22 protein-coding genes and 2 pseudogenes are annotated in these 23,316 nt (G+C 51.6%); 5 read left to right on the plus strand and 19 right to left on the minus strand.

The window, feature by feature from the left end:
- Nucleotides 1–48: 48 nt before the first annotated feature.
- From ACTRXD_RS10870 to ACTRXD_RS10940, 15 genes and pseudogenes are all read right to left on the minus strand, one after another.
- A pseudogene (locus ACTRXD_RS10870) lies at nucleotides 49–346 on the minus strand (phosphoketolase); the annotation flags it as partial.
- 21 nt (nucleotides 347–367) lie between these two features.
- Nucleotides 368–3,094 (minus strand): cation-transporting P-type ATPase, encoded by a 2,727-nt coding sequence (locus ACTRXD_RS10875; protein WP_442431833.1) that lies wholly within the window; start codon nucleotides 3,092–3,094, stop codon nucleotides 368–370.
- A 144-nt stretch (nucleotides 3,095–3,238) separates the two neighbouring features.
- On the minus strand, nucleotides 3,239–4,183 hold the full coding sequence (locus tag ACTRXD_RS10880) for a universal stress protein (RefSeq protein ID WP_442431834.1): 945 nt from the start codon (nucleotides 4,181–4,183) through the stop codon (nucleotides 3,239–3,241).
- A gap of 56 nt (nucleotides 4,184–4,239) precedes the next feature.
- Nucleotides 4,240–5,802, minus strand: a complete 1,563-nt coding sequence (malQ, locus tag ACTRXD_RS10885) for a 4-alpha-glucanotransferase (protein ID WP_442432014.1) — start codon at nucleotides 5,800–5,802, stop codon at nucleotides 4,240–4,242.
- A gap of 105 nt (nucleotides 5,803–5,907) precedes the next feature.
- Nucleotides 5,908–6,471 carry a response regulator gene (locus ACTRXD_RS10890; protein ID WP_442431835.1) on the minus strand — a complete coding sequence of 188 codons (564 nt, stop codon included), beginning with the start codon at nucleotides 6,469–6,471 and terminating at the stop codon, nucleotides 5,908–5,910.
- A 1,016-nt stretch (nucleotides 6,472–7,487) separates the two neighbouring features.
- Complete coding sequence (locus ACTRXD_RS10895; protein ID WP_442431836.1) at nucleotides 7,488–9,038, minus strand: SulP family inorganic anion transporter; 1,551 nt, start codon at nucleotides 9,036–9,038, stop codon at nucleotides 7,488–7,490.
- 40 nt (nucleotides 9,039–9,078) lie between these two features.
- The gene (locus ACTRXD_RS10900) at nucleotides 9,079–9,717 is read right to left on the minus strand and encodes a carbonic anhydrase (protein WP_442431837.1); all 639 of its coding nucleotides are present in this window, start codon (nucleotides 9,715–9,717) and stop codon (nucleotides 9,079–9,081) included.
- 188 nt (nucleotides 9,718–9,905) lie between these two features.
- Nucleotides 9,906–10,379: a hypothetical protein gene (locus ACTRXD_RS10905; protein ID WP_442431838.1), complete on the minus strand. Its 474-nt coding sequence runs from the start codon at nucleotides 10,377–10,379 to the stop codon at nucleotides 9,906–9,908.
- A 462-nt stretch (nucleotides 10,380–10,841) separates the two neighbouring features.
- Entirely contained in the window at nucleotides 10,842–11,135 is a 294-nt protein-coding gene (locus tag ACTRXD_RS10910) for a hypothetical protein (protein WP_442431839.1), read from the minus strand.
- 168 nt (nucleotides 11,136–11,303) lie between these two features.
- Nucleotides 11,304–11,738 carry a CBS domain-containing protein gene (locus ACTRXD_RS10915; protein ID WP_442431840.1) on the minus strand — a complete coding sequence of 145 codons (435 nt, stop codon included), beginning with the start codon at nucleotides 11,736–11,738 and terminating at the stop codon, nucleotides 11,304–11,306.
- 124 nt (nucleotides 11,739–11,862) lie between these two features.
- A complete protein-coding gene (locus ACTRXD_RS10920) occupies nucleotides 11,863–12,192 on the minus strand; it encodes a cupin domain-containing protein (protein ID WP_442431841.1) in 330 nt (109 codons plus the stop codon).
- Between the two features lie 185 nt (nucleotides 12,193–12,377).
- Entirely contained in the window at nucleotides 12,378–12,866 is a 489-nt protein-coding gene (locus tag ACTRXD_RS10925) for a hypothetical protein (RefSeq protein ID WP_442431842.1), read from the minus strand.
- Between the two features lie 147 nt (nucleotides 12,867–13,013).
- Nucleotides 13,014–13,532 carry a DUF1264 domain-containing protein gene (locus ACTRXD_RS10930; RefSeq protein ID WP_442431843.1) on the minus strand — a complete coding sequence of 173 codons (519 nt, stop codon included), beginning with the start codon at nucleotides 13,530–13,532 and terminating at the stop codon, nucleotides 13,014–13,016.
- A gap of 275 nt (nucleotides 13,533–13,807) precedes the next feature.
- Nucleotides 13,808–14,089 (minus strand): DUF2934 domain-containing protein, encoded by a 282-nt coding sequence (locus ACTRXD_RS10935; RefSeq protein ID WP_442431844.1) that lies wholly within the window; start codon nucleotides 14,087–14,089, stop codon nucleotides 13,808–13,810.
- Nucleotides 14,089–15,075 (minus strand): sugar phosphate nucleotidyltransferase, encoded by a 987-nt coding sequence (locus tag ACTRXD_RS10940; RefSeq protein WP_442431845.1) that lies wholly within the window; start codon nucleotides 15,073–15,075, stop codon nucleotides 14,089–14,091. Before ACTRXD_RS10940 ends, ACTRXD_RS10935 begins: the two co-directional genes overlap by 1 nt.
- 494 nt (nucleotides 15,076–15,569) lie before the next feature.
- Between ACTRXD_RS10940 and ACTRXD_RS10945 the strand changes: the two genes are divergently transcribed.
- The 4 genes from ACTRXD_RS10945 to ACTRXD_RS10960 all read left to right on the plus strand — a co-directional run bounded on the left by ACTRXD_RS10945 (nucleotide 15,570) and on the right by ACTRXD_RS10960 (nucleotide 18,618).
- Complete coding sequence (locus tag ACTRXD_RS10945; RefSeq protein ID WP_442431846.1) at nucleotides 15,570–16,073, plus strand: ferritin-like domain-containing protein; 504 nt, start codon at nucleotides 15,570–15,572, stop codon at nucleotides 16,071–16,073.
- A 405-nt stretch (nucleotides 16,074–16,478) separates the two neighbouring features.
- Nucleotides 16,479–16,733: a hypothetical protein gene (locus ACTRXD_RS10950; RefSeq protein WP_442431847.1), complete on the plus strand. Its 255-nt coding sequence runs from the start codon at nucleotides 16,479–16,481 to the stop codon at nucleotides 16,731–16,733.
- A 167-nt stretch (nucleotides 16,734–16,900) separates the two neighbouring features.
- On the plus strand, nucleotides 16,901–17,401 hold the full coding sequence (gene purE / locus ACTRXD_RS10955) for a 5-(carboxyamino)imidazole ribonucleotide mutase (protein WP_312745416.1): 501 nt from the start codon (nucleotides 16,901–16,903) through the stop codon (nucleotides 17,399–17,401).
- Nucleotides 17,398–18,618 carry a 5-(carboxyamino)imidazole ribonucleotide synthase gene (locus tag ACTRXD_RS10960; protein WP_442431848.1) on the plus strand — a complete coding sequence of 407 codons (1,221 nt, stop codon included), beginning with the start codon at nucleotides 17,398–17,400 and terminating at the stop codon, nucleotides 18,616–18,618. The genes purE and ACTRXD_RS10960 overlap by 4 nt, the downstream gene beginning before the upstream one ends.
- Nucleotides 18,619–18,878: 260 nt before the next feature.
- Here ACTRXD_RS10960 and ACTRXD_RS10965 read toward each other — a convergent pair whose 3' ends face one another.
- The 4 genes from ACTRXD_RS10965 to ACTRXD_RS10980 form a co-directional block, all read right to left on the minus strand.
- Nucleotides 18,879–19,847: a universal stress protein gene (locus tag ACTRXD_RS10965; protein WP_442431849.1), complete on the minus strand. Its 969-nt coding sequence runs from the start codon at nucleotides 19,845–19,847 to the stop codon at nucleotides 18,879–18,881.
- Nucleotides 19,848–19,945: 98 nt separating this feature from the next.
- Nucleotides 19,946–20,674 carry an alpha/beta hydrolase gene (locus tag ACTRXD_RS10970; RefSeq protein ID WP_442431850.1) on the minus strand — a complete coding sequence of 243 codons (729 nt, stop codon included), beginning with the start codon at nucleotides 20,672–20,674 and terminating at the stop codon, nucleotides 19,946–19,948.
- Nucleotides 20,675–20,870: 196 nt separating this feature from the next.
- Nucleotides 20,871–21,062 (minus strand): hypothetical protein, encoded by a 192-nt coding sequence (locus tag ACTRXD_RS10975; RefSeq protein WP_442431851.1) that lies wholly within the window; start codon nucleotides 21,060–21,062, stop codon nucleotides 20,871–20,873.
- Between the two features lie 132 nt (nucleotides 21,063–21,194).
- Nucleotides 21,195–22,643: a phospholipase D-like domain-containing protein gene (locus ACTRXD_RS10980; RefSeq protein ID WP_442431852.1), complete on the minus strand. Its 1,449-nt coding sequence runs from the start codon at nucleotides 22,641–22,643 to the stop codon at nucleotides 21,195–21,197.
- A gap of 355 nt (nucleotides 22,644–22,998) precedes the next feature.
- Between ACTRXD_RS10980 and ACTRXD_RS10985 the strand changes: the two are divergent.
- Nucleotides 22,999–23,241: pseudogene (locus ACTRXD_RS10985) on the plus strand (ATP-grasp domain-containing protein); the annotation flags it as partial.
- Between the last annotated feature and the right edge of the window lie 75 nt (nucleotides 23,242–23,316).

A 23,316-nucleotide genomic window follows, 5' to 3' on the forward strand; every position in this document is an offset into this window, starting at 1 on the left:
CAGGCCATACATCGACACACCCATCGTTATCCTGATGGGGCGTGAAAACTAAAACGGCCCTTTCCAATCATTAATTTCCGCCATATCGTCGCCGTACTTGGCGATGTACGTTTTTATGATCGATCTTTTTATCGCGAATCGCCTGCTTGGCATAGGCCGCAAGATATCCTAGTTTCGGCACACGATCGATCACATCCGCCACCAGATGATACCGGTCAAGGTCGTTAAGAACAACCATATCAAACGGTGTGGTCATCGTGCCTTCTTCTTTATAGCCTCGAACGTGAAAATTTTCATGATTCCTCCGGGTATTCCCAAAACCTTTCCGATGCCTAATCAAAAGCCATTCTGACTCACGACCTATTCGTCAAATTTTCAGATCGGGAGTTCTGAGTTTAAGAACAATCCGAAACACAGATTTCTCCAATTCCACCAGCAAATAAATCACCGCGCCAATTCCAAAAATTCGAAGCCAGGCAAGGCCATCAATGCCGGTAGTATGAAATAGCGTCTGCATCACTTCGGCATAGGTAAAGAGGCCTTGAATGCCTAACACCATTCCTATGGTCAGGGGAACATAGGGGTTTCCAAACAATCCGTTGCGGGACAGAACCGAACCATAAAAAGACCTGGCATTTAACAAATAAAAGGCTTCAAAAACCACCAGCATGTTAACGGCTATCGTTCTCGCGGTTTCGATAGATGCCCCCTGGTCACGCTCCCACAGGAACAGTCCAAACGTACCGGCCACCGCTAAGATGGATACAAAGCCGATTCGCCACAGCAGAAACCGTGACAAAATGGCGTCCCCGGGATTTCGAGGGGGACGTCGCATGACATCCGATTCAGGAGGTTCGACGGTTAGAGACAAGGCCAATGTGACGGCGGTGATCATGTTGACCCACAGGATTTGGACCGGCGTAATCGGCAGCATGGTTCCTAACAGAATGGCGGATACAATTACTCCGGCTTCGGCGACATTGGTGGGAAGAATAAACAGAATGGACTTTTGAATATTGTCATAGACCCGACGGCCTTCTTCGACGGCATGGGCAATGGAGGCAAAATTATCATCGGCCAGCACCATTTCCGCCGCTTCCTTCGCCACTTCCGTTCCCTTCACTCCCATCGCCACTCCGACATCCGCCCGCTTGAGTGCCGGCGCATCATTCACCCCATCTCCGGTCATGGCCACCACTTCCCCACCGGCTTGGAGAGCTTGCACCAGCCGTAACTTATGCTCCGGACTTGTCCGGGCAAAGATATCGATTTCCCGAACAACACGATTCAATTCCTCATCGCTCAACGTTTCCAGTATCTGTCCCGAGAGAGCCTGTTTCCCATCTCCGATATGCATCTGTAAGCCAATCGTTCTCGCCGTCACAAGATGATCGCCGGTAATCATTTTGACCCGAATCCCGGCTTGTTGACATTGTCGGACCGCTTCAATGGCTTCAGTCCGTGGGGGGTCAATAATGCCGAAGAGGCCTAACATCGTCAGGCCCTGCTCCACATCTCGAAATCGCAACTCTCGATGTTCGTGATTCGTCGATGCAAAGGCCACCGCCAGCACTCGCTGCCCCCGACTCGCCATCTGCTCGATCCGATCGTGCCACGACCGGCTATTCAAAGGATGATCCTCCCCCAGACTCCGCTGAAACGCGCACATCTCCAACACCCGTTCAGGAGCACCCTTGATAAACATAAATCCATGCCCGGCATGGTCATGATGTAACGTCGACATAAACCGATGTTGGGATTCGAAGGGGATCACATCGGTCCTGGGACACATCTCCAGTTCGAAGTGGATATCCAGACCCGCTTTTCGTGCCAAGGTCACCAAGGCCCCCTCCGTCGGATCTCCATTGATCCGCCAGGCCCCCTCCACGTGGGACAAATCCGCATCATTACACAACATTCCGGCTCGAGCGAGTTCCATCACGTCCGGAAGATCAGTCAGCACGATCGGGTTGCCAAGCAAAGAAAACCCGCCATGCGGATCATAGCCGACACCACTAACCTCCACGGTATACGCCGCGGTGGCCAGCGTTTGAACGGTCATTTCATTTCGTGTCAGCGTGCCGGTTTTATCTGAACAAATAACGGTCACAGAGCCAAGGGTTTCAACAGCAGGCAGCCGTCGAATAATCGCTTGCCGTCGGGCCATCGCTTGTACGCCGATGGCGAGCGTGATGGTCATAATGGCTGGAAGTCCTTCGGGAATGGCGGCAACGGCTAATCCTACGCTGGCCAGAAACATGTCACTGAACCCATACTCCCGGAACAACACTCCGAAGAGGAACACACCAACTGCTCCGGTGATAATGGCAATACTCAATCGGCTCCCGAATTCTCCGATCTTTCGGAGAAGTGGGGTGGTCAAGGTCTGCACCCTGGCCAGCATGGCGCTGATCCGTCCAATTTCGGAGGCATCTCCGGTCGCGACCACCACCCCGGTTCCCGTTCCATAGGTCACCAGAGCTCCCGAATAGGCCATGCCCTTTCGATCACCAATGGATGCGGTTTCCGGCACCGGTTTCATGTGTTTCTCAACCGGGACGGACTCACCGGTCAAGGCGGCTTCTTCAATACGCAAATCTTTCACCTTCAGAAGACGCAGATCTGCCGGGACTTTGTCCCCGGATTGGAGAAACACAATATCCCCAGGCACAAGGCTTTCCGCGGGAATCGGACAACGGGATCCATCACGGAGTCCACAGGCCTGCACCGATAACATCCGGCGAATGGCATCCATCGCCCTTTCGGCTTTTCCTTCCTGAAGGAATCCGATGACGGCATTGATGACCACGACACCGAGAATCACACCGGTATCCACCCAATGACCCAGGATGGCGGTCACGACACCCGCTCCCATGAGAATATAAATTAAAATATTGTGGAACTGGGCGAGAAACCGCTGCCAGGAGGATTGCTTTTTAGGCGGACGTAGACGATTGGGGCCATAGAGCGCCAGCCGTTGGGCAGCAACATCCTGCGTTAAGCCCCCAACTTGACTGGCCACTGCCTTGAGGACAGATTCACCATCCATGGCATGCCAGCATACGTCTGACCTATTTTGATCTAATGCCGACATCGCGCTCCTTTTAATTGAGAATAGCACCACACATGAGAAACAGGTTCAGAATGCCCCCACCTTACTAGCGGAAAGCCATGATAATTGCGCCCTTCACCCTTTGATGGCCTTGAGTATTCCTGATGAGGGAAGATGGATCACGCATCAAACTTTTTTCTCGGATCTTCCAGGGCGGGTAAGCAACACCGAACATGGAGCATAGCGAGCAATTTTTCTAACGACCCCTCCCAATGGGACCGGCTTGCCCCCTATGAATCCTTTTGATCCAACCATGATCAATTTTGCCTTCGAACGCTCGGCAATTTTGACAATTTCTTCAGCGGGATCTCCTTTGGTCAACACGGTCTCGACTTCCATGCCGAGTCCTTTGACTCTTTGGCCCATCTCTTCCAGGTGGCTGGCACCTTCTTTTTGAGCGTTCTCCGATACTTGTTCGGCTAATTGTTTAAAGGCCGCTTTTCCTTTTCCCAAATACCAGCCCTCCAGGTATGCCGGCCTTCCCACCACATGCGTCACTGTCACCTTTGGAGGAGTCTTGCAGGTCAATAGACCGAGCATATCCACAGTACTCAGAGCCACCGCTGACCCATCGGTGGCCAAAAGAATTTTGGCGGCGGATTTTCCCGTCGTCACCTTACTGAGTTTCTCACGAACCAATAACACTGAACAGGGGGCTTCCCTCATCACCCAATCACTGGTACTCCCTAGAAGAAACCGTTTGACATTGGAAAGGCCACGGGTTCCTAGGATGACCAGGTCGACTTGATAGTCCTCCACCACCTGTAAAATTTCGGAACCAGGAAGCCCTTCCATCACCAGAGACTTAATGGTCACACCCCTTTTTTCAAGAATCTCCTTTTTCGTGTGCTCAAGAAGACCCTTTGCTTCGGTGAACAGTTTCCCCCTTGCCTCGGAAATGACCCGATCCCAACTGGAAGGTCCACCCGACGGTATCAGAGGAGACGCATGTTTCATCTCGATCACATGGATTAAATAAATTTCTGATGCCTTTGGCCAATCCACCGATTTCACAAATCGAATGGCCTCCTGCGAATGTTCGGAAGGATCAACCGCCACTAAAATTTTCATCGTCAGCTCCTTTTCTCACATAGGCTTTAACTTTTTTTGGATTCCTAAGGCGTGGGTCATGGCAATCGATCAAATAAACCTGTCATGTCACGGAGTCGGTTCCCAACATTCTCCGTCAAATGACCAGGATGAACCCGCCACTCCCAGTTCCCCTTGAGCGTGCTGGGTCGATTCATCCGGCATTCACTCCCCAATCCCAAAACATCCTGAAGCGGAACCATGGCGAGTTGGGCAACAGAACTCATGGCCAGTCGAATCACATCCCAATGAATGTCTCGACCGTCAGTCCCAAGATAGCGCAACACACTCACACGCTCCTCCTTGATCTCCTCTTTGGATTGGGTGGTTTCTTTCCCCGGTTCAGCGGTAAACCACCCGACCGTCGTATTATGATCATGAGTGGCCGTATAGACGATGGAATTCTGAGTATAGTGATGGGGTCGATAATGATGGGCTTTGGGATCGTTGCCGAAGGCCATTTGTAAAATTCGCATACCGGGAAAACCACAGGTATCCCGTAACGCCTCCACCTCCGGAGTGATCACACCAAGGTCCTCGGCGATCACCGGCAAATCACCAAGTGCGGCTTTCACGGCTGCGAACAATTCGCCTCCCGGACCTTTCACCCATCGACCATGGATGGCATGAGGTTCAGAAGCCGGAATTTCCCAATAGGCTTCAAACCCCCGGAAATGATCCAATCGAATCATATCGACAAGGGCAAGATTGGCACGAAATCGATCAATCCACCATGGGTAACCGGATCCGGCCCTCACGTCCCACCGGTAAATCGGATTCCCCCACCGTTGTCCTGTTGCGCTGAAATAGTCCGGCGGCACCCCGGCCACCACGGAGGGTTGACATTGATCATCCAAATAGAATGAATCAGGATGGGCCCAGACGTCTGAACTATCATGAGCAATATAAATCGGGAGGTCCCCGATAATTCTGATCCCCCTGGCATGAGCATACTGTCTCAGGGCCGACCATTGGTGAAAAAACAGGTACTGAAGAAACTGATGATAATCTATCTTCTCCCAGAGGCGACGACTGCAGTCCTGCAGGGCTTGAGGATCTCGAATGATCAGTGACTTATCCCATCGAGTCCATGGTTGCCCCGCATAACTTTCCTTCAAAGACATAAAGAGGGAGAAGTCTTCTAACCAGGAAGCATGTTTCTCACGAAACAACAAAAAGGCTTGGCGGTGTTCGGCTGGAGGATTGGTTTTAAACTGCTCAAAAGACTTTTCGAAGATTAGGCGCTTATGCGCAATGACCAGAGGATAATCCACACGTTCGGCTGGAAAGAGCGGAGGCCGCCTGGCATCGGATGCCGAGACAAATCCATCCTCTACAAGTTTTTCCGGACTAATAAGCAGAGGATTTCCTGCAAAGGCGGAAAAGCACATGTAGGGGGAATTGCCATAACCGGTCGGGCCCAGTGGCAACATCTGCCACCAACTCTGACCGGCAGCCTTTAAAAAATCGACAAATTGATAGGCCGTGGATCCTAAATCCCCAATGCCCCATCCCTCCGGGAGAGACGTCGGATGCAATAAGATTCCACTTCCTCTCGCCAGATTCACCATGATTACCGGCTGAATGCACTGAAAAACTATTCAGTTGACGGGTTAAGATAAAATTTACGTTTTCTTGTTTCTTGATGACACCCGCAAAACATTCTTGGATGTTTGTCCATTCACCTTGAAAAAACTTTTGTTCCTTCAAGTTGATTTCTTTTGGGTTTTCTTTGGCTTCTGAGATCCGCCTTCGGTTTTAGCTCTCTGTTTGCTTTCCCCTGATGACAACGGCAAGGTCTTCTTGAAAATTTGCCGTTCGGCTTCCAACCAATCTTCCAGGTCCTTCCCTTTCGTCCGACCTCGTGCCACATACAATTCAAATGCGCGTTTGGCAATGGTTGAGTGTAATGCCATTTTAATCGCAGACTCCACCTGATCAAGATTCAGCGCCCCTCCATCGCCTTGAAATCCCCCAATCACCTGGTTCACACCAAGCTGGGACGCCTGAGACATTAATGAACGCACCGAGGTTCCGGCCAGCGCCACAATTCCTCCGTGATAATTTTGGGCTCGTAGTTCCTTTAGCACGTCTAGTCCGTTTGGTGCCGCCACATACATATCCAACACGACCACTAAGGGGGATTTTTCCTTTACCAGGGACACCACATCCTGTCTATGAGGAGGAACACAGACTTCATAGCCTTTCTCAGAGAGAAAAGCGGAAATTTTTCCTCGAATTTCTTCGTGAAATGTCACAATCATAATCATCGAGATATAACCTCCCCATCACAAACCCAAGGATCGACTCAGGCACGCTTCCATAGTACAGACTACAAATTCTATACCATTTTCATTTCGTAAATACATTTATGAACTTTCCCGGCCACTCATACAGCACTGTGAGTGGCTGTCTAGAAAGGAAAAATCCTCATAGAGGTATATTGCCCCATATTAGGATAGTGCTGGAACCCCTTGTAGAGGAATTACTCCACACAATTTTCCTGCCCGGATATTTATTTTTGTCAGACCCATACTCCGCCCACCAAACACCACTGCCGCCAGCCCGTGATTCTCAATGGGCAAAGGGTCGCCTCTGCGCCACTGGCTTATTCAGGTCCAGGAGGTCTTTTTTTCCAGCCTTTCACCAAAACAACAAAGCCGATCACCCCGATGATGAGCGCGAGTCCACCCAGTAACATTAAAGCATCCATTTATTTGTCTCCTCACGTTTGAGCACAACCCTCTCCTCAACCTTCCTGGCAATTGAGGCGAGAAATGCGCGACATGCAAAATCAGGAAAAGATCATTTAAGTCAATGACTGGACAAACACTCAGGGCAGGTATCGCCGGTCCGGATAGGTCAGCATTCACAGTCCCGGAGACCTTTCCTATGAATCCTGGCTGCTCAACACCGCATCTTCGGACCCCGTTTCAGTCGGTGATTCGTAACATCCGGCAACCAGAAGCAGTAGGAGCCAGACTTCAAAACATAAAATTTTGTGAAATGATGTCATAATGGAATCCAAATCATAATATGAGAAATGGATAGATGAACAGTTACCTCCTTATGGCCATGGGCACCTGCGCAAGAACCCGACGAGGACGGGGAACAAGCGTTTCTGCGTATGTGCTTTCAGTTAACAAAAAGCAAAAGAAAATGGGTAGAGGGTAAATCCTGACAAAACATTTGTCTTTCACGATCAAATGCCCAAAGGACGCGGAGCAACAGCCCTCCACGTATGTCTTGAACATTTTGGGGAATTGCGTGCAAATACCCGTTAAGATTAGGTAGGAGTTGTCTGCTTCTCAAGCATCTTTGATTCCAACTTTTCCCAATCAACGGACACTGTTCCATCTTGGGTTTCATGAAATTTCTTCCAGGAATTCAGTAAGTTCAGACAGGCGTGATCAATACACCGTAGATCATCAAAATCGAGATGAACGTCTTTCTTCAACGGAACGTCGTCCAGGGCATTGGCAAATTTGGGAAGATTCACGAACGTGGCCGTACCTGAAAATTTAATGGAAATCGATTTGTTGTTCTTGTTGCGGTCCACCGAAACCTGAAGGGTATTGGTTGAATAAATTAACTTCGCAAGTGCCACACCAAGCCCTGCAAGCACTCCAATTAGAAGGTTGGTTGTCACAATGGTCACAACAGTCACCGCATACACGACGACCTCTCCCCGGCCAAATTTTGAAAGTGTCCGAATAGCCTGGACATTGATGAGAGTATAGCCGGTGTATACGAGGAGAGCGGCCAAACTTGCGATGGGAACCAACTCGAGTATTTCAGGAAAGAGTCCGACAAACAAGAGTAACCAGACACCGTGGAGCACGGCTGAGACACGCGTTCTGGCGCCACTCTGAAGATTGGCTTTACTTCGGACAATTACGCCGGTCATGGGTAAGGCCCCAAGGAATCCACACAAAAGATTGCCAATGCCCTGGGCGGACATTTCACGGTTGTATCGGGTTCGGGGTCCCGAATGCATCTGGTCGACGGCAGTGGCGCATAAAAGGGTTTCCGCACTGGCGATAAAGGCAATGGCGATGGACATGGACAATATGGACGGATCGAGAAGGGAGGCAAAATCCCCCATCCTCAGAAAATGGATCGAGCTACCGAGGCTGTCCCGGAATTCAATATATTCGATGGAGAGGTTTTGCATGTACGCTTCTCCACTCGCGACCAATACACCCACCAATGGAGCAGGAATAAATTGAATCTTTTTAGGCGCCAGAAATTGCCAAAGAATTATGACTGCGATCGTGAGGATCCCGATGCGGGCCGACACTAAATGACTCGCGTCAACTCCCTCTTGAGGGATCAACCCTTTCCACGCGGCCTCGGGAATGGTCAAAATATTCTCAAGCCCGCTTCCTTTCGGCGTGTCCCCAATCATAACGTGAAATTGGCTTGCCAGGATGAGCACGCCGATTCCCGCTAACATCCCTTGAATCACTGCAGGGGAGACGGCCCGGAACCATTGGCCTAACTGGAGAAATCCCGCCAGGATTTGAATTCCTCCTGCCACCAGAACCACGATCCCGAGTTTGCCTAGGCCAAAACGCTGAATCACATCGAAGACGATCACGCTCAGACCGGCAGCCGGGCCGCTGACCTGCAGCGGACAACCGGCAAGAAGTCCGACAACGAGGCCACCGACAATACCGGTGATAATCCCCTTCACGGGAGGGGCGCCCGAAGCAATGGCTATCCCCATGCACAATGGCAATGCCACCAGAAACACCACAATGGACGCAAGAAAATCGCGTTGCACATCTTTCCACGTCATCGTGAAAAGCTCGTTATATCGCAGCTGCTTCATCATGAATCATCCCACATGCCAAATTGAGGAAGAGCTTCCACATCTAGGCATCCTTGACCTTTTTGACGTCTTTTGGGAAAACGAACGTTTCTTGATGCGGATCGTACAGCCAGACCTCTCCTGTCGCGATAGAATAGATCCATCCATGGAGCGTAAGATTTCCCATGCGCAACCGCTTGGCAACGGCAGGATGGGTCTTCAAATGCTCAAGTTGAACCAATACATTTTCTTTTATCGTCGCGACAAACAGTTCCTCGCCCTTGAGTTCCGCATACATTTCCCTCACGATTTGACGTGTACTTTCAGCCATGCGGAGCCAATCCCTGACAGCTGGAAGATCTTGAAGCGATTCCGGCCGAACCAACGCCTTCATGGCACCACAATCGGTATGACCGCAAACGATGATTTCTTTGACCTGTAAGACCGACGCACCAAATTCGATAGTCGCCGTGGTGCCGCCGATCGCGGCTCCATACGGTGGAACCAGATTGCCCGCATTTCGCAAGATAAACAAGTCTCCTGGTTCGGTTTGCGTGAGCAGATGCGGATTAATGCGGGAATCAGAACAGGTGATAAACAGGGCCTGAGGTTCTTGGTGGTGGGCAAGTTTTTCGAACAACCCCTGCTTGTGGTGATAGATTTCCTCGTGAAATTTCTCGAATCCTTTGATAAGGTCTGGCATACTCGCCGCTCCTCTTCCCGCCGTCAAGGTTAGGCTGAAGAAAAAGATGGTCTGAAAAGAATGTCTTTTTCACGACGAAAAAAGCCCAGCCGGTCAGTACCGATAAATTATGCGTGAGCAGGATGGACGAGACCGCAACACAAACCAGGGAGATCCTGACCTACCGTACACGTGAACAACACCACCGCTCATGTGCCATGTTTCGGAGAGGCATTACTTTCCTTATCTAAATTTTCAGGAGAGACCTCTCCGTTTTTTTCCAATGCCAGGAGACGTTGTCCTTCCGAACGATGCATGGCGGCCACTTCTCGTAATTCTTTTGCCGACTTCCACCGCGTTGAGGCAATCAGCATCCACCCCGACCTGGTAAACCCCTTGGGATCCATATGTGGATTTTTTGCAAGGTTTATGGCTCGCTGTTCCAATCGGACCGCCTCACTTTGAAGCTCATCAGCCTGTTGATCATAGACCTGCGCCATCTCTATTAAATCGGCGCCTGTCCAGGGTTTCTCATCTACTATTTCAGAAGCTGGCTCTGTAGAGGTCATCGCATAACTTACCGGTGCCAACAGAGTCGTAGGACTTGGTCCGCTCTCCTGGCCAAGACTCATCATTCCCATTCCACCCAACACTCCTATCAACACATATGCCAATGTACGCATAAATATCCCTCCTGATTAAAGCGCTGGTCCTCGTGCAACCTGAGAAGAAGTCAATAAAACAGTTCTCTCTTTTGCTCAAATTTCAATATCTTCCCTTTCCCACGAAAACCGGCACAGTTACCCTCTCAGTGCTCCTTTTATTCAACCTATAAAAAAGCACCTTCTAATGCAGCTGTGAAAAACCCTTGATTCCTGGAATTATCGACTTGCAAATTATTCTGAATGTATGTATGGGATGACAAATACGAAGAGTGTCGTGAAGGTTAAAAAAACATTTCACCTCGCTTCCCTTTCGACCCAGACGCTCTGGATCCGCCTAGACATAAACGATCTCTACGTCAATTTTCCTTTCTTATCAGGAGCATTCCGCCCAGACTAAGCTACATTGATTTGAGCTCATATCCTCATTTAGGTTCTATGTGACTTTTCTCTGCCCTCCCCTTCTTCTTTCGGCTCAATTTTTCATCCATGCTGTGGTAGCCGATGTGTACGGGCACTCGGAGGGGGTGGTTCTTTCTCCAACTTCTGAGCGGAAACTCCACTCAGATGTATGTTGACCTTTTGGCCCTCCGCATTGACACAATGAAATTGATCAAAGGTCACATGAAGCGAGTACCTCCCTGAATGGTCACGCCCCACCGACAGAAGATGCCATCCTTCAATGGCCGTTCCATCCGGCCCGAGAAGTTCCCATTCACCGGGATCTGAAGGGTCAAAAACCCTGACGGTGACATAGCTGTTAGATTCTGAATTCATGCACCACCCCTCATGCCCTCACAAAGACCAGGATGCCTCACTTTCCACTCTCAGTATGATCCAGCCCCTCACCCTCTCCCGCATCTCTGAGATTTCATCCTCAATAAACATGTCGGTCATATTAGTGACGTGGCTTCCCATACTAGGAGTGAACGCCAATCCATTTATCTACTCATTCCCATCTTCTATGCCCAAACCCAATCCAATCCAGGCCCTCAATAGATCATGCCGTGTCACGGTATACATCACCTCACCGTTTCGCTCTACCGGGAGACTCAACAATCGTTGCTCTTCCATGAGATGCACGGCATCCTTGATCGACGTCGTAGCCGCAATCGCAATATGATCTTTTTTCATCACCTCTTCGACCGTCACTTTGTTCAGGTCTTTTCCCGCTTCCAAAGCCCGGAGGACATCAAATTCACTGATAAACCCGATAAAATGGTTTTTTTCGTCGACGACCGGCCCCCCCGGTGTATGATGAGAAAGTAACTCGATTGCCGCGGCCAGGGCATTCAGCTTCCTACCGAATTTCAATTCATTGGTTGGCACAATTTGTCCGACAGTCTTAAACCCTGTGGCTGGGACCCCTTGAATAGTCATATACCCCCCTCCCATTCAAATGGAAAACCTTCAACATTCATCGACAGACGACAAGACTTTCACATTGTCCATAAAATTTCTTTTATAAAGTTCCCCCGTCGTGCAGGGACCGTATATACCAGGCTTAGTTGGAAACCGGGTCATAGATCATGAGGATGGTCACTCCCTCTTTTGTGGAAATAGGAGAAATATCACAATGCGCGGGCATCATCCGATAGCTGCCCTGTTCACATAACTGGCCGTCCGTCTCGTATTGTCCCTCAAGAACAAAATGCTGAACGATGCCGCGGTGGCTATGTGGCGTAATCCGGCCGCCGGCAGGAATCCGAACCAGCATGGTCTTGGCGCCAAGGGACGGGTCTTCTCGAACAATCTTGACGTCTGCGGGCCCAGGGAATTCTTGAAGTTTCTCCCACTTCATTGTAGCGGTGTGGTGGAATTTTTCTTTGCTCATTGATCTCTCCTCCTTTGATTCCTACAGAAGTATTGAAATTGGATGATTATCGCTTCTTTCCAAGAAAAATCTCACACAACGCATTCGTTTCAGATGGCCTGGTTCAAGTGTTTGAAACGTCCGTTTGTTCCTTGCCGATGTCCTGGTCCCTCCCACACAATGGAAGCCCGTCCTTTCAACGATCTCTAAGGCTCGGAGGAGGATAATGGCGGTGACCAGGCAATCTGGCCATTCTGATTAAAGAGGGTCAGGACAGGACTTCCATCCAGCAACACACGGAGCCGTGCGCGTGGAACATCATTTTTGTCTCTGAGAGTGAGGGAAGGCAATCCATCCGGCTGCAGATCCAGAGCCGCTCGTTGCTTACAGCCTTTATCGTTGAGAATTAACGCCGGCTGTGCCTCATTAAAAACACCGAGGAACACACGGTTATGACAGGTTTCATCAGCGAGGGTCAAAGCCGGCAATTCACCATTCCACAGAAGCAGCGTGGCCCGGGGTTGGCCATCCTTCGTCACGAGGCGGAATTCCTCCGCCGTAACCACTTTCTTTGGCTGCTCAGATTCCTCTGCCGATACTGCGGAATTCATGAAAACAAGGTTGGACAGAGCCCCACCCATCACCCCGGCAAAAAGAGTCGTCATGACCAATATGCCAAACTGTCGTGTATTCATTTCCCATACCTCATAAAGCATAAATTGTTTGACCCATCATTCCCATCACAACCTGGCTTGAGATAGGCAAGCTTCCATTTTTAGTTTTGGCATCGACATCCGGAAAGAACGGGGGATTTTTAAGGTCCCCCGTCAGCTCATTGCCAATTAGTTCGGTTGGGGAAACTGCACACCAATCGATTGTGGGAAAGTCACGGTTCCGTCCGGAAACGCCTGTCCTTTTTGCCACAGATGATAGATCACCCCATCCGTTTTACCTGCAGCTTCGGCAATTTCTTTTTTCTTGTTCTCATCATCGACATCGAGGATAAACAAGCGACCAGTGTCAATCTCCTCCTGATGATCATGGAAATACCGGTGCCATTGGATTAACGGAAGCGTTCTGGAAGCCTTCTTGGCCACGAAATATTCCACGGCGACGAGCGGAGCATTGGCATCAGTAGTTTCAAACAACAGACACTGAAAAACGGTGTCTGAAATACCCTTACAAAAATGGTGAAATGGACCACCAATCTCTCCATTGTGCATGAGATGCGGCGCTTGGACATGAAGATCATAGCCATCTGCCGGGCCGGGACCAGCGCTCATCGCCGGCACAGACATTCCCCCCATCATCACAGCAGTCAACACACTCGTCAGTCCAAGAATTCGATAAAAATGAGACATAGCAACCTCCCGGCTAAATGTGAACCATTACTCCCCAAATTGAGATATTGGGGTTTTTTGTTTGACCACTCGTCATTTCCGATATCTGTGACGGGAAATTCATTTTGGGATCCAGTGGCATAGATCTCCGCATACTACCGGCGGGGATGACGGAGAAAAACATTTTCATTCTCCCCATGTTCAATCAGGAATCCATCCTCACACACCTCGTTCCCGCTTATTCTCAGCAGGAAGCCTTTCTCATGAAATCCCTTGTGTTGAACACTCCAGTTTCTTCATCCTGTAGCCAATATCTGACGTTCGGCTTCGAACCAGTCGGCTTGATCTTCCCCGTGGCAGCCCCCCCGCTCCTCATAGAGCTGATGCGCTCGCAGAGCAATCCGAGCTTCGAGATCCCGGACAGAAGAATCAGGGCAGATGACGGTGTCGTTGTCTGAGTTGACCGACCTTAAGGGGTTAGCGCCTCTCTTTTTAGAGGCAACGGATTTTTTTGAGCCCGAGGTGGAAATGGGATTCATTGCGTCTTTACGGCTACCTGTTTGTTGACTCGTTCGCATCACAAGACCTCCGTCGATTGACTCTCATTGCGTGTATGCCGCGTTTCCGTCAGGCATTCCAATCCAAAAGCCGGGGTTTTCCCTATCGCGCGAATAGTGTCAGCAATACGATCGGGCCGACCCCAGTCGCTCCACAGGACATTTTTGAGTTCAAGCACTCCAACCGATTCAGGGGCACAACCCAAAAGATCAGATGAAAAGTTCCGCTTCGGCATATCATGATAGATTTCACGAAGAGTTCGACTTTCCTGAGGTGTGCCTATAACTTTTTCCAATTGTTCAAACCGTTCCAGGACCTCGGGCAAACATTTCCACCCCGATCTCCATAAAGTCTCCACTTTGGCGGTCATGATAAAGGTATTCCAAAGCGCCCCATTAGCCTGAGCGGCTAGCCCTTTGGTAGCGTTTGGCTTCTCAAGAAAGGCATCCACCCGTCTCACGCAAAGTCCGCCACTTGATCCCAGCGGCCCTCCCGGTTCGATCCATCCATACTCGAGCTGCAGAGACGTGGGCCTGACACCGAGGAGCATGATTCGATCATGAAAGAGGGTGGTTGCCTGAATAGCCTTCTCAACCGTGTCCATAAATTGATGTTCGGGGAATACAAAATGGTCTGCTGGATACAGCACCACCGTCGCATGGGGATTCTGAGCCCGAATGTATGTTAATGGAAGGAAAATCCCTGCAGCGGTATCACAGTTCCAAGGTTGTCCAATCACCTGGCCACAGGATCGATTCGCCGACTGAGATACCACTTCTCGAAAGTGGTTCTGAGCAATGACGGTTATTTTATGTTCAGGATGCGTCAAGAAGTCCGCACGATCCCACGTATGTTGCAACATGGAACGATGGCCCACAAATGAACAATACTGTTTGGGCTTGTGATACCCCAGCCACCGCTCAATAAATGAACGCGTTCGCTCCCCTTCTCCTCCAGCCAAGATCACTGACCAGCGTTCTCCCTTTTCCGTGTTTTGGTCTTTCATGGAGTCCCCTTTTTCAGTAAACCCAAAAACCCTTCTCAAAATTTTTGGTTCTGCGAATGCAAACAGGGTGAAGATCTTTCAGTTCATCTAATAGTTTCGCTCACTTGATTGGTGTTTCCTTAGGCTCTTTTCAAGTTCGGTACCATTATGAAAATTTCTTTTATATTGGGCTTCTGACGTCAGACATCATTTACCGACCCCCAAACCGATGACCCATTTGGCTACAAAAATTTTTGCATGGACGTGGCAAATATCTACAGTTATTTTCGTGGAATATGGAATATATAGAAAACGTTAAAAGGATCAGCCCAACATAAAGTGTGGAATGAGTCTTCCTCCAACAATCGTCTGGAGGTTCATCTAGGGACATGCACATCAAGGGGTGGAAAGCGTTGGCATGCTTTAAGCACCAAGGGAGAAGGGAGGCAATCACTGTGGCTTGAGGGGGTCGGTTGTGAGTTTCCCCGCCTGGCAAAAGATGGGAGGTGCTTCACATGCTTGATGACCACACCAAGGCGATGGTTCTGGAAGCGCTGATTGATGAATATAAAGCACGGGCGTCCTATCGCCTCATGCTCAACACATTCGGTGAAATACGTCCGTTCAGCAATATTGTAAAAGCGGAAGAAACCCATGCGCAGGCCCTTGAACTTCTGTGCGGGCACTTTGGAATTCCCCTGCCCAAAGATGACTGGGAAGAGAAGCTTGCGCCTCCCTCCTCCGTGCTCGAAGCCTGTCGGGCCGGCATACAAGCGGAACACGACAATATCGCGATGTATGACCGATTTCTTAAACAGACGAAGGTGCCCGAAGTTCTGGCATTATTCCAACGCCTGCAGGCCGCCTCACGGCAGCACCATCTTCCAGCATTTGAACGCTGTGCCGCCCGAGGCGGTCAGACCGGAAGAAGAGCGATGTCGCTTGGTCGATTACGACCCGGTCGGCCCGGTCGACATGGAAGGCAAAGCGATGACAAACCGGGTCCACATCATTTGTAAATGCTGTAATTTTCCCATTAAGGGAGGGGATGAACCATTTGTGATAAACCGAATCTTCACCGCCCTGTCATTTTGATCCAACGGCGAAAAAACGATCCTGTCATTGAAGACGTTAAGAACCTGCGGGATGCTTCGTTTCACTCTGGATGACATGGTCTTCTAGAGCTTGCGTTATTAGACCTCAGAATTTTTCAAACATTAAGACAGCGTTTCGCCAACCCTCGCGCCTCAAAAATCCCGTCACACTCCCCCCTTCATCGGGATCAGGTTTCAAAATCTGAGTAGGACGTTCACTGAACCTGGGACGCAAGGCCGAATAAATGCGGGGGCAAGAGGCCGGGCTTTAACGTGTGAGCTCGAATGGCCTAGAGTTTTCCTGGCCGGCATAGTGCCAAAAATGGGGAAATGCACACCAACACCAAATCCCTATCCCAGGCTAACGACCTTCAGCGATTGTGTATTGGGCCCGTTCACATACGAATTTATTTGCAATCGGGGGACAAAAGCGTGGCAAGGGTATGTAAGCCGGGACCTGCTGATGAAGAGTACCGATGCGGGTTTATGGGAACAAAGGATTTCCAAATTGCCTGGGACCACGGTCCTGGAACCGTTCAGCTGGAAGTAGTGGTGGCCGGCGGTGCAGAAATTATGGAATTATGATGGTGAAGCGGGGTACAGTAGGGCGGACTGAGAAGAGGGCCTTGCGACAAATACGGTCAGAGCAGGAGCCGGGGAAAAAGGCGGAGGCTTGATCTGTTCACGGAACCGGGTGTTTTCAGTATGGATGCTGTTAAAGTGGGAATATTTTTGGGGAGGCAACCTATTCGATGAATTCTGAATCTGATAATTCCAATCCACTCGTGGCGATTATCATGGGGAGCAGCAGTGATTGGGAGACCATGCGGCACGCAAGTCTGATCCTCACGGAATTGGCCGTTCCCCATGAATGCCGGATTGTGTCAGCCCACCGCACGCCGGATTTTCTCTTTGAGTATGTCGGCTCGGCCCAAAGCCGTGGCATCCATGTGCTCATTGCCGGGGCAGGAGGAGCCGCACACTTGCCGGGAATGGCCGCAGCAAAAACGATTCTTCCGGTTCTCGGAGTGCCGGTTCGGTCTCGAGCCTTGCAAGGCTTTGATTCGCTCTTATCAATTGTCCAAATGCCAAAGGGCATTCCGGTTGCAACCCATGCGATCGGCGAGGATGGAGCGGTCAATGCCGCCTTGCAGGCAGCAGCCATTCTTGCCGTATCTGATCACGGCATCGGGCAGCGACTCAAGGCCTATTATGACCAACGACATACCCCTGCACTGGAGAAACTCATATGACTATCATCCTTCCTGGTGGAACGATCGGGATATTGGGCGGAGGCCAACTTGGGCGCATGCTGGCCATGGAAGGCCGCCGGATGGGGTATCGGATTGGCGTGTTAGATCCCGTTGAGAATTGTCCGGCCGCCCAGGTTGCGGATTTTTGTGTGCAATCAGAACTGACGAATACGCAACGCGTGGTGGACTTTGTCTCTCAGGTTGATGTGGTGACCATTGAGACCGAACTGGTGCCTTGGATGCTTCTTGCCGACATTGAAGCCGGCCAAGCGACCCGTCCATCCTCTTCCGTGCTCGCTCTCATCCAGGATCGACTGGTTCAACGAGAATTTCTTCAAGATCACCGCTTTCCACAAACTCCTTTTGCCTCGGTCAAAGATCACGCCACCTTGACCGCTGCGGCTCAACACGTGACATTCCCGGCTATTTTAAAGAAGCGCCGTTCAGGATATGACGGTAAAGGCCAAATCCGGGTTATCGGCGTGGACCATCTGAATGAGGCCTGGCGAGAATTAAAGGAAGTCCCGTGTGTTTTGGAAGCCATCGCGCCCTTCAAGATGGAACTATCGGTCGTGCTGGCCCGCAGTCTTCAGGGAGATATTCAACTCTATCCCCTGGCTGAGAATGCCCATCGGCAGAACATCCTCCATACCACACGCGTTCCGGCCCGGGTGGCGGACACGATCCGTTTACGGGCGGAGGAGCTTGCCGTTTCCCTCTCAGAAGCGCTTGACTACTGCGGGGTCATGGCGGTTGAATTGTTTCTTCTCGAGGACGACACCTTGTTGATCAATGAGATCGCTCCCCGGCCTCATAACAGTGGACATTTCACCTTTGGGGCCTGCGTGACGTCTCAATTCGAACAACATCTCCGCGCTATTTGCGGATTACCATTGGGGGATACCTCCCTCATGCATCCCGTCGTGATGGTGAATCTCCTCGGAGATCTATGGCGAAACGGACCGCCCAGGTGGGATCGCCTTCTGGCTCATCCGCAGGTCCGGCTTCACCTTTATGGGAAAACACACGCCGCGCCAGGACGCAAAATGGGGCATTTTCTTCTAATAGCGGACAATCCAGATCAATCCTACCAACAAGCCGAATGTCTTCTTCAGGACATGATGGATGAAGCTTCTCAAGAGAAAAATTTTCCAATCAAAAATGCAGCCAAAGAGCCTTTCCAAAAACAATCCAGGCCATTGGGGACTCCGGCATGACTGCCGCCGATTTTCACTCAGGGTTTCTCATGCGGGCTTCCCCGGATAAATATCATAAGGCAGGAAAATCATGCCCACCACGAGAAGTCGCTCGATACCCTCCATATCAAAAGTGGCATAAATGGAGTTGCAGTGATCCATTGACCTCAAGCCCGATTTGAGTGGCACCAGTCAGAAAATATTCGCTTCATAATGGGGCACGATTCGTAGTGTGCCGCCCAACGCCATGGTCTATATCGTGAGGCCAGGCTTGGCGCCTCTTACTCGGCCAGCTTGACCGGGGAGACAAAGCCAGAGGGTTTCACTGCGAGCACAGAACATTGCAACTGTTCGAGAATAGCCTCCGCGGTATTTCCAATGAGCCATCCGGCGATGCCAGTCCGAGCGACCGTTCCCATGACCACCAGATCGGCCTGCAACTCCTTCACCGTTTGCGGGATGACCGTGGAGGGTGCACCACGGCGCAAATGGAATTGCGGGGAAAGATGGTCATAGGCCTCTGGGCCTATTTGGTCTCTAAACTCCTTGCCAAGGCGGTTGAACGCGCCGTCATGTCGTGAACGTTCACCCTCAACATAAGCCATGACAGCTTCAGGGTCGCTCCATGACCGCACCTTCTTCTCGAATGGGGCATCCCAAACATGAAGGACATTCAGTGCGGCAAATTTTGATGTCGCGAGCGAACTGGACAGTTCAAGAATCTGCCGGTTGAGATTTTGTTCTGTTCCGTCAGAGATATCCGGGTCAATGTCAACGGCTGCCAGAATGCACGCGTAATCCGACTTCTCCTCTGAGCGTGTGAGCCATACCGGACAGGGGCAGTTGCGCAGCAGTTGCATGTCGTCACTGCCAAACAGCCGTTCGATGAAATCTGGATTTTCAGCCGGCTTGATCAGCAGATCGTTCTGGTGACGTAAAATGGCACGAATCACTTCAAGATACGTCTTGCCCTGCAGGACATCCAGCCGGATGCTGAGGCGTTCCTTATAAGGCTCAACCAAGGACTCCAGCCCTTTCCGGCGCTCGCTCACCAGGGCTGTCTGTAATTCACCGGAGGTGTGTCCGCTAGGCAGTATCCCGATGCCCGCCGTGAGGGCAGGAATGACATCAATGACCGTCAGGTCCGCTTGATTGTTTTCCGCCACCGACACGGCCCGCGCTATCGACGGTTCCTGTGCAACGGATGCTTCGGATACGTAGAGAATATGCTTGAAGAGTTTCATCGTCATTGCCCCCCATATCAAACAATTAATCACACATCCGATGGCCGTGACGACACAGCCACGACTCCACGTTTTATCACTCCTTTATCCAAAATAAGACCGGTTTACCCGCGTCCGATCTGCTCTCGAACCCATTCATGTACGACCTTGATCATGTCCGGTGTGTGCTCGGAAAACACATGGTCTGCACCTTCAATCTGGACGAGTTGCTTGGGGTTATTGGCTTTTTCGAAAATGTCGAGCGAATCCTGGAGGGGAACAACGTCATCCTCAGTTCCGTGGACGAGCAGCCAGGGGACCCGGATCGACGGAGCACGAGTAACGACGGTGCCGATGGCCGCAATGTCGTCGATGAAAGTCTGCGACAGGGGGCACGCCGGCTCGTCCCACATGAAACCCGCACCCGGTGTGACGTCGCAGAACTCGCGGTGCGCGAACGCTTCCGTATGGACCATGCCGGCTAGTGAAACGAGTCCGACAAGACGTGTGTCTTTATCGGCCAGCAGAACGCCGACGGCTCCACCCATGCTGTGGCCGATATACAGGATGTTCCATCCGTCGAGCGCGTCGAGTACGCAGCGCAGGTCTTCTACTTCCTTGGAAATCGTGGAGTCTTCGAAGCGACCTTCCGAATCACCGTTGCCGGAAAACGACAGCCTGAGCGTCGGAATTCCGTCATGTGACAGGGTTTCTGCCAGCGCGACGACAAACGGGCGATCCTTATTGCCCGTGACCCCATGCCCGAGGACCACGATAACCTTCCGACTATTATTGCCCGGATGGAAGGTGTAGTCGATCTTTTCACCTTCGATGTTGCGAATGGTTCCGAACATATTTCCTCCTGTAATCCGTTAATATTTGGAGAATCACCACCGGCGTCAATTCGAGCCCCGCCTGCTAAGAACGACAGGGCTCGAGAGCCGCCGATAGGTCGAGCAAAAGGACAGATCGACCTTGTTACCGACAAAACAGGGTGCTCAAAGCAACCTGTCTATCTCTTGAGATTGTTGGATCCCGGTGAAGCTCCCCCTATCCCGTCGCCGTGTTGACAATCCATGCCAATTTTCTCCCGCGCAGGTCTTCTTCGTCCACCACATCGTCGTTCTCCCGTGGCTCAGCACGATCATGGCCAAGAGAAATACCTTGCAACTTAACCTTGATTGTCCCGCTGCCCACGAGTTGGGCCAATCGCGTCAAGATTGCAGTGGTGATATGGGTCAACTATCTAGTGGCCGGCAACCACTACCACCCTCTCCGTCTCTAGCCGAATCACACTTCTCTTCGGCCCGCCCGCTTGGACGCCTCTTCTGAGCGGATCGACGACGATCCCCTTTGCTGGACCGTTCCACTCTCTCACTGAGCTTTGCCGCGGTACAGCTTGTAGCCTCTGTAGAGTAGCGCGCCGGCGATCCAGGTGAAGACCAGGACGAGCGGATAGGCTAACAGGCGCGGGAAGAACGCGAAGAGAATTCCCAACGTCAGGAGCATCACCCCCGCCGTTACCGTGATACGCGCTTCGAGGGGTTCGAGCACACGCCGGTTGGTGAACGCCGCGCCCACCGTGTTGGCGAGGCGGAGAGCGCCTGCAGCGGCACGCCCGCCGCTCCCTCCGCCGCTGGTGAGTATTAGATGCGGATGGTGCGGCTCATTCGGCGCGCGCACCTTCCGCTGAGCATCTAAGACCACCTCGGTCGCGTTCTCCAAGTCCTGCAGATACGTCTGCTCCATAAGGCGTGCGAAAGGTTCGTTTTCAACGACGACGTCCATCTCGCAATTGCCTAACCAACTGGCGAGGTTGAGATTCGTCGAACCGACGCGCGCCCAATGTCCATCAGCGACGGCCGTCTTCGCGTGCAGCATCGTCCCGTTCCACTCGAAGATTCGCACACCGGCTTCCAACAAAGGACGATAACCCGCTCTGGATAAGAGCCTAAGAAGCGGAATGTCGGTTGCGTTCGGCACAAGCAGGCGCACGTCAACGCCGTCGCTCGCTGCCGCACGCAACGCTTGCACATAGGAAGTCGTCCCCGCGTAATACGCATCGACCAACCAGAGGCGTTTCCTCACAAGGGCCGCCATGAGTAGATCGACACGAAACATCCCCGCCGTCGCCGGCACACTCGCCACAACGCGAAGGGCCGTTTCGCCTTGCTGCGCGTGCGCGGCGGGTTTGACCAGGTCGCGCTCAGGAATCGGCTCTCCCATCATCTCCCAGACATCTGCAAACGCCTGCTCAATGACAGCCACCGACGGTCCCCGCACTTCCACGCCGGTATCGCGCCACGGTTCAATCTTCTTTTCAGGCACACCGACCCACATCTGCCCAACGCACAAGCCGGTGACAAAACCCACCTCGCCATCCACCGAGATCGTCTTACGATGGTCACGACTGAGCCAGCCAAAAGGTGAGTCCCAGGGCGGCGGGTTATAGCAGCGCACTTCCACGCCGCCCGCGCGCAAACGGTTCCAAAAAGCGCGCGACGCTCTACCGAATCCGCCCATCCAGTCGTAAATGAGACGCACGCGCACGCCTTCCTGCGCTTTACCAGCGAGCACGTCGGCAAACATTCGACCCGCATCATCTTCGCGAATGATGTAGTTTTCGAAGTGAATGTACCGTTTTGCCCCGCGGATGGCATCGAGCCACGCCGGGTAATTCTCGCACGCGTCTTGGAGCAGTCGGATGGTGTTGCCTTCGATCAGGGGTGCGCCGGCGGCGCGCGAGAAAGCCTGGTTTGCAAGTGAGCGAATGGGTAATATCGCGGCGCGCTCACGGTTTTGGAGTTGTACGGTGGCGCCCATGGTCATTGTCCCTTCACGTCATCGCCATTGAAGTGGTTCAGTAAAAAAGGACAGAAAGAAAAGCGCGTGAATAATTTCTCGGTCTCAGTGTTTTCCCCGTCTCCTTTTGAATATCGGCTTCCATAATCCCCCCTTTATCGTTCGATCTCCTCGTCGGGCATACTTAGGTCCCCCCTCATATGCCAACAGGCTATGGTGTCAGACCTTGGGCCTGCGCCTCAAACGCATTTGGCCTGAGATAGCCCTACGTGGAGTGTAGCCGGTGACTATTATAAAACATTTCCATGTAGTCGCGGACCGTGGCTTTGACGGTTTCAGAGGACTGTTCTTTGGCCATGTCGGTGCGCCCTTCAAGATGGAACTATCGGTCGTGCTCGCCCGCAGTCTTCAGGGAGATATTCAACTCTATCCCCTGGCTGAGAATGCCCATCGGCAGAACATCCTCTATACCACACGCGTCACGGCCCGGGTGGCAGACACGATCCGTTTACGGGCGGAGGAGCTTGCCGTTTCCCTCTCAGAAGCGCTTGACTACTGCGGAGTCATGGCGGTGGAGCTGTTTCTTCTCGAGGACGACACCTTGTTGATCAATGAGATCGCTCCCCGGCCTCATAACAGTGGACATTTCACCTTTGGGGCCTGCGTGACGTCCCAATTCGAACAACATCTCCGC

It is taken from the genome of Nitrospira sp. T9 (assembly GCF_052156535.1).
Taxonomy (GTDB): Bacteria; Nitrospirota; Nitrospiria; order Nitrospirales; family UBA8639; genus Nitrospira_E.

Coding starts and splice junctions, on each gene's coding strand:
- ACTRXD_RS10875 (WP_442431833.1), bottom strand. CDS start 3,094: ATGTCGGCATTAGATCAAAATAGGTCAGACGTATGCTGGCATGCCATG.
- ACTRXD_RS10880 (WP_442431834.1), bottom strand. CDS start 4,183: ATGAAAATTTTAGTGGCGGTTGATCCTTCCGAACATTCGCAGGAGGCC.
- ACTRXD_RS10890 (WP_442431835.1), bottom strand. CDS start 6,471: ATGATTATGATTGTGACATTTCACGAAGAAATTCGAGGAAAAATTTCC.
- ACTRXD_RS10895 (WP_442431836.1), bottom strand. CDS start 9,038: ATGATGAAGCAGCTGCGATATAACGAGCTTTTCACGATGACGTGGAAA.
- ACTRXD_RS10900 (WP_442431837.1), bottom strand. CDS start 9,717: ATGCCAGACCTTATCAAAGGATTCGAGAAATTTCACGAGGAAATCTAT.
- ACTRXD_RS10905 (WP_442431838.1), bottom strand. CDS start 10,379: ATGCGTACATTGGCATATGTGTTGATAGGAGTGTTGGGTGGAATGGGA.
- ACTRXD_RS10910 (WP_442431839.1), bottom strand. CDS start 11,135: ATGAATTCAGAATCTAACAGCTATGTCACCGTCAGGGTTTTTGACCCT.
- ACTRXD_RS10915 (WP_442431840.1), bottom strand. CDS start 11,738: ATGACTATTCAAGGGGTCCCAGCCACAGGGTTTAAGACTGTCGGACAA.
- ACTRXD_RS10920 (WP_442431841.1), bottom strand. CDS start 12,192: ATGAGCAAAGAAAAATTCCACCACACCGCTACAATGAAGTGGGAGAAA.
- ACTRXD_RS10925 (WP_442431842.1), bottom strand. CDS start 12,866: ATGAATACACGACAGTTTGGCATATTGGTCATGACGACTCTTTTTGCC.
- ACTRXD_RS10930 (WP_442431843.1), bottom strand. CDS start 13,532: ATGTCTCATTTTTATCGAATTCTTGGACTGACGAGTGTGTTGACTGCT.
- ACTRXD_RS10935 (WP_442431844.1), bottom strand. CDS start 14,089: ATGCGAACGAGTCAACAAACAGGTAGCCGTAAAGACGCAATGAATCCC.
- ACTRXD_RS10940 (WP_442431845.1), bottom strand. CDS start 15,075: ATGAAAGACCAAAACACGGAAAAGGGAGAACGCTGGTCAGTGATCTTG.
- ACTRXD_RS10945 (WP_442431846.1), top strand. CDS start 15,570: ATGCTTGATGACCACACCAAGGCGATGGTTCTGGAAGCGCTGATTGAT.
- ACTRXD_RS10950 (WP_442431847.1), top strand. CDS start 16,479: ATGCACACCAACACCAAATCCCTATCCCAGGCTAACGACCTTCAGCGA.
- purE (WP_312745416.1), top strand. CDS start 16,901: ATGAATTCTGAATCTGATAATTCCAATCCACTCGTGGCGATTATCATG.
- ACTRXD_RS10960 (WP_442431848.1), top strand. CDS start 17,398: ATGACTATCATCCTTCCTGGTGGAACGATCGGGATATTGGGCGGAGGC.
- ACTRXD_RS10965 (WP_442431849.1), bottom strand. CDS start 19,847: ATGACGATGAAACTCTTCAAGCATATTCTCTACGTATCCGAAGCATCC.
- ACTRXD_RS10970 (WP_442431850.1), bottom strand. CDS start 20,674: ATGTTCGGAACCATTCGCAACATCGAAGGTGAAAAGATCGACTACACC.
- ACTRXD_RS10980 (WP_442431852.1), bottom strand. CDS start 22,643: ATGGGCGCCACCGTACAACTCCAAAACCGTGAGCGCGCCGCGATATTA.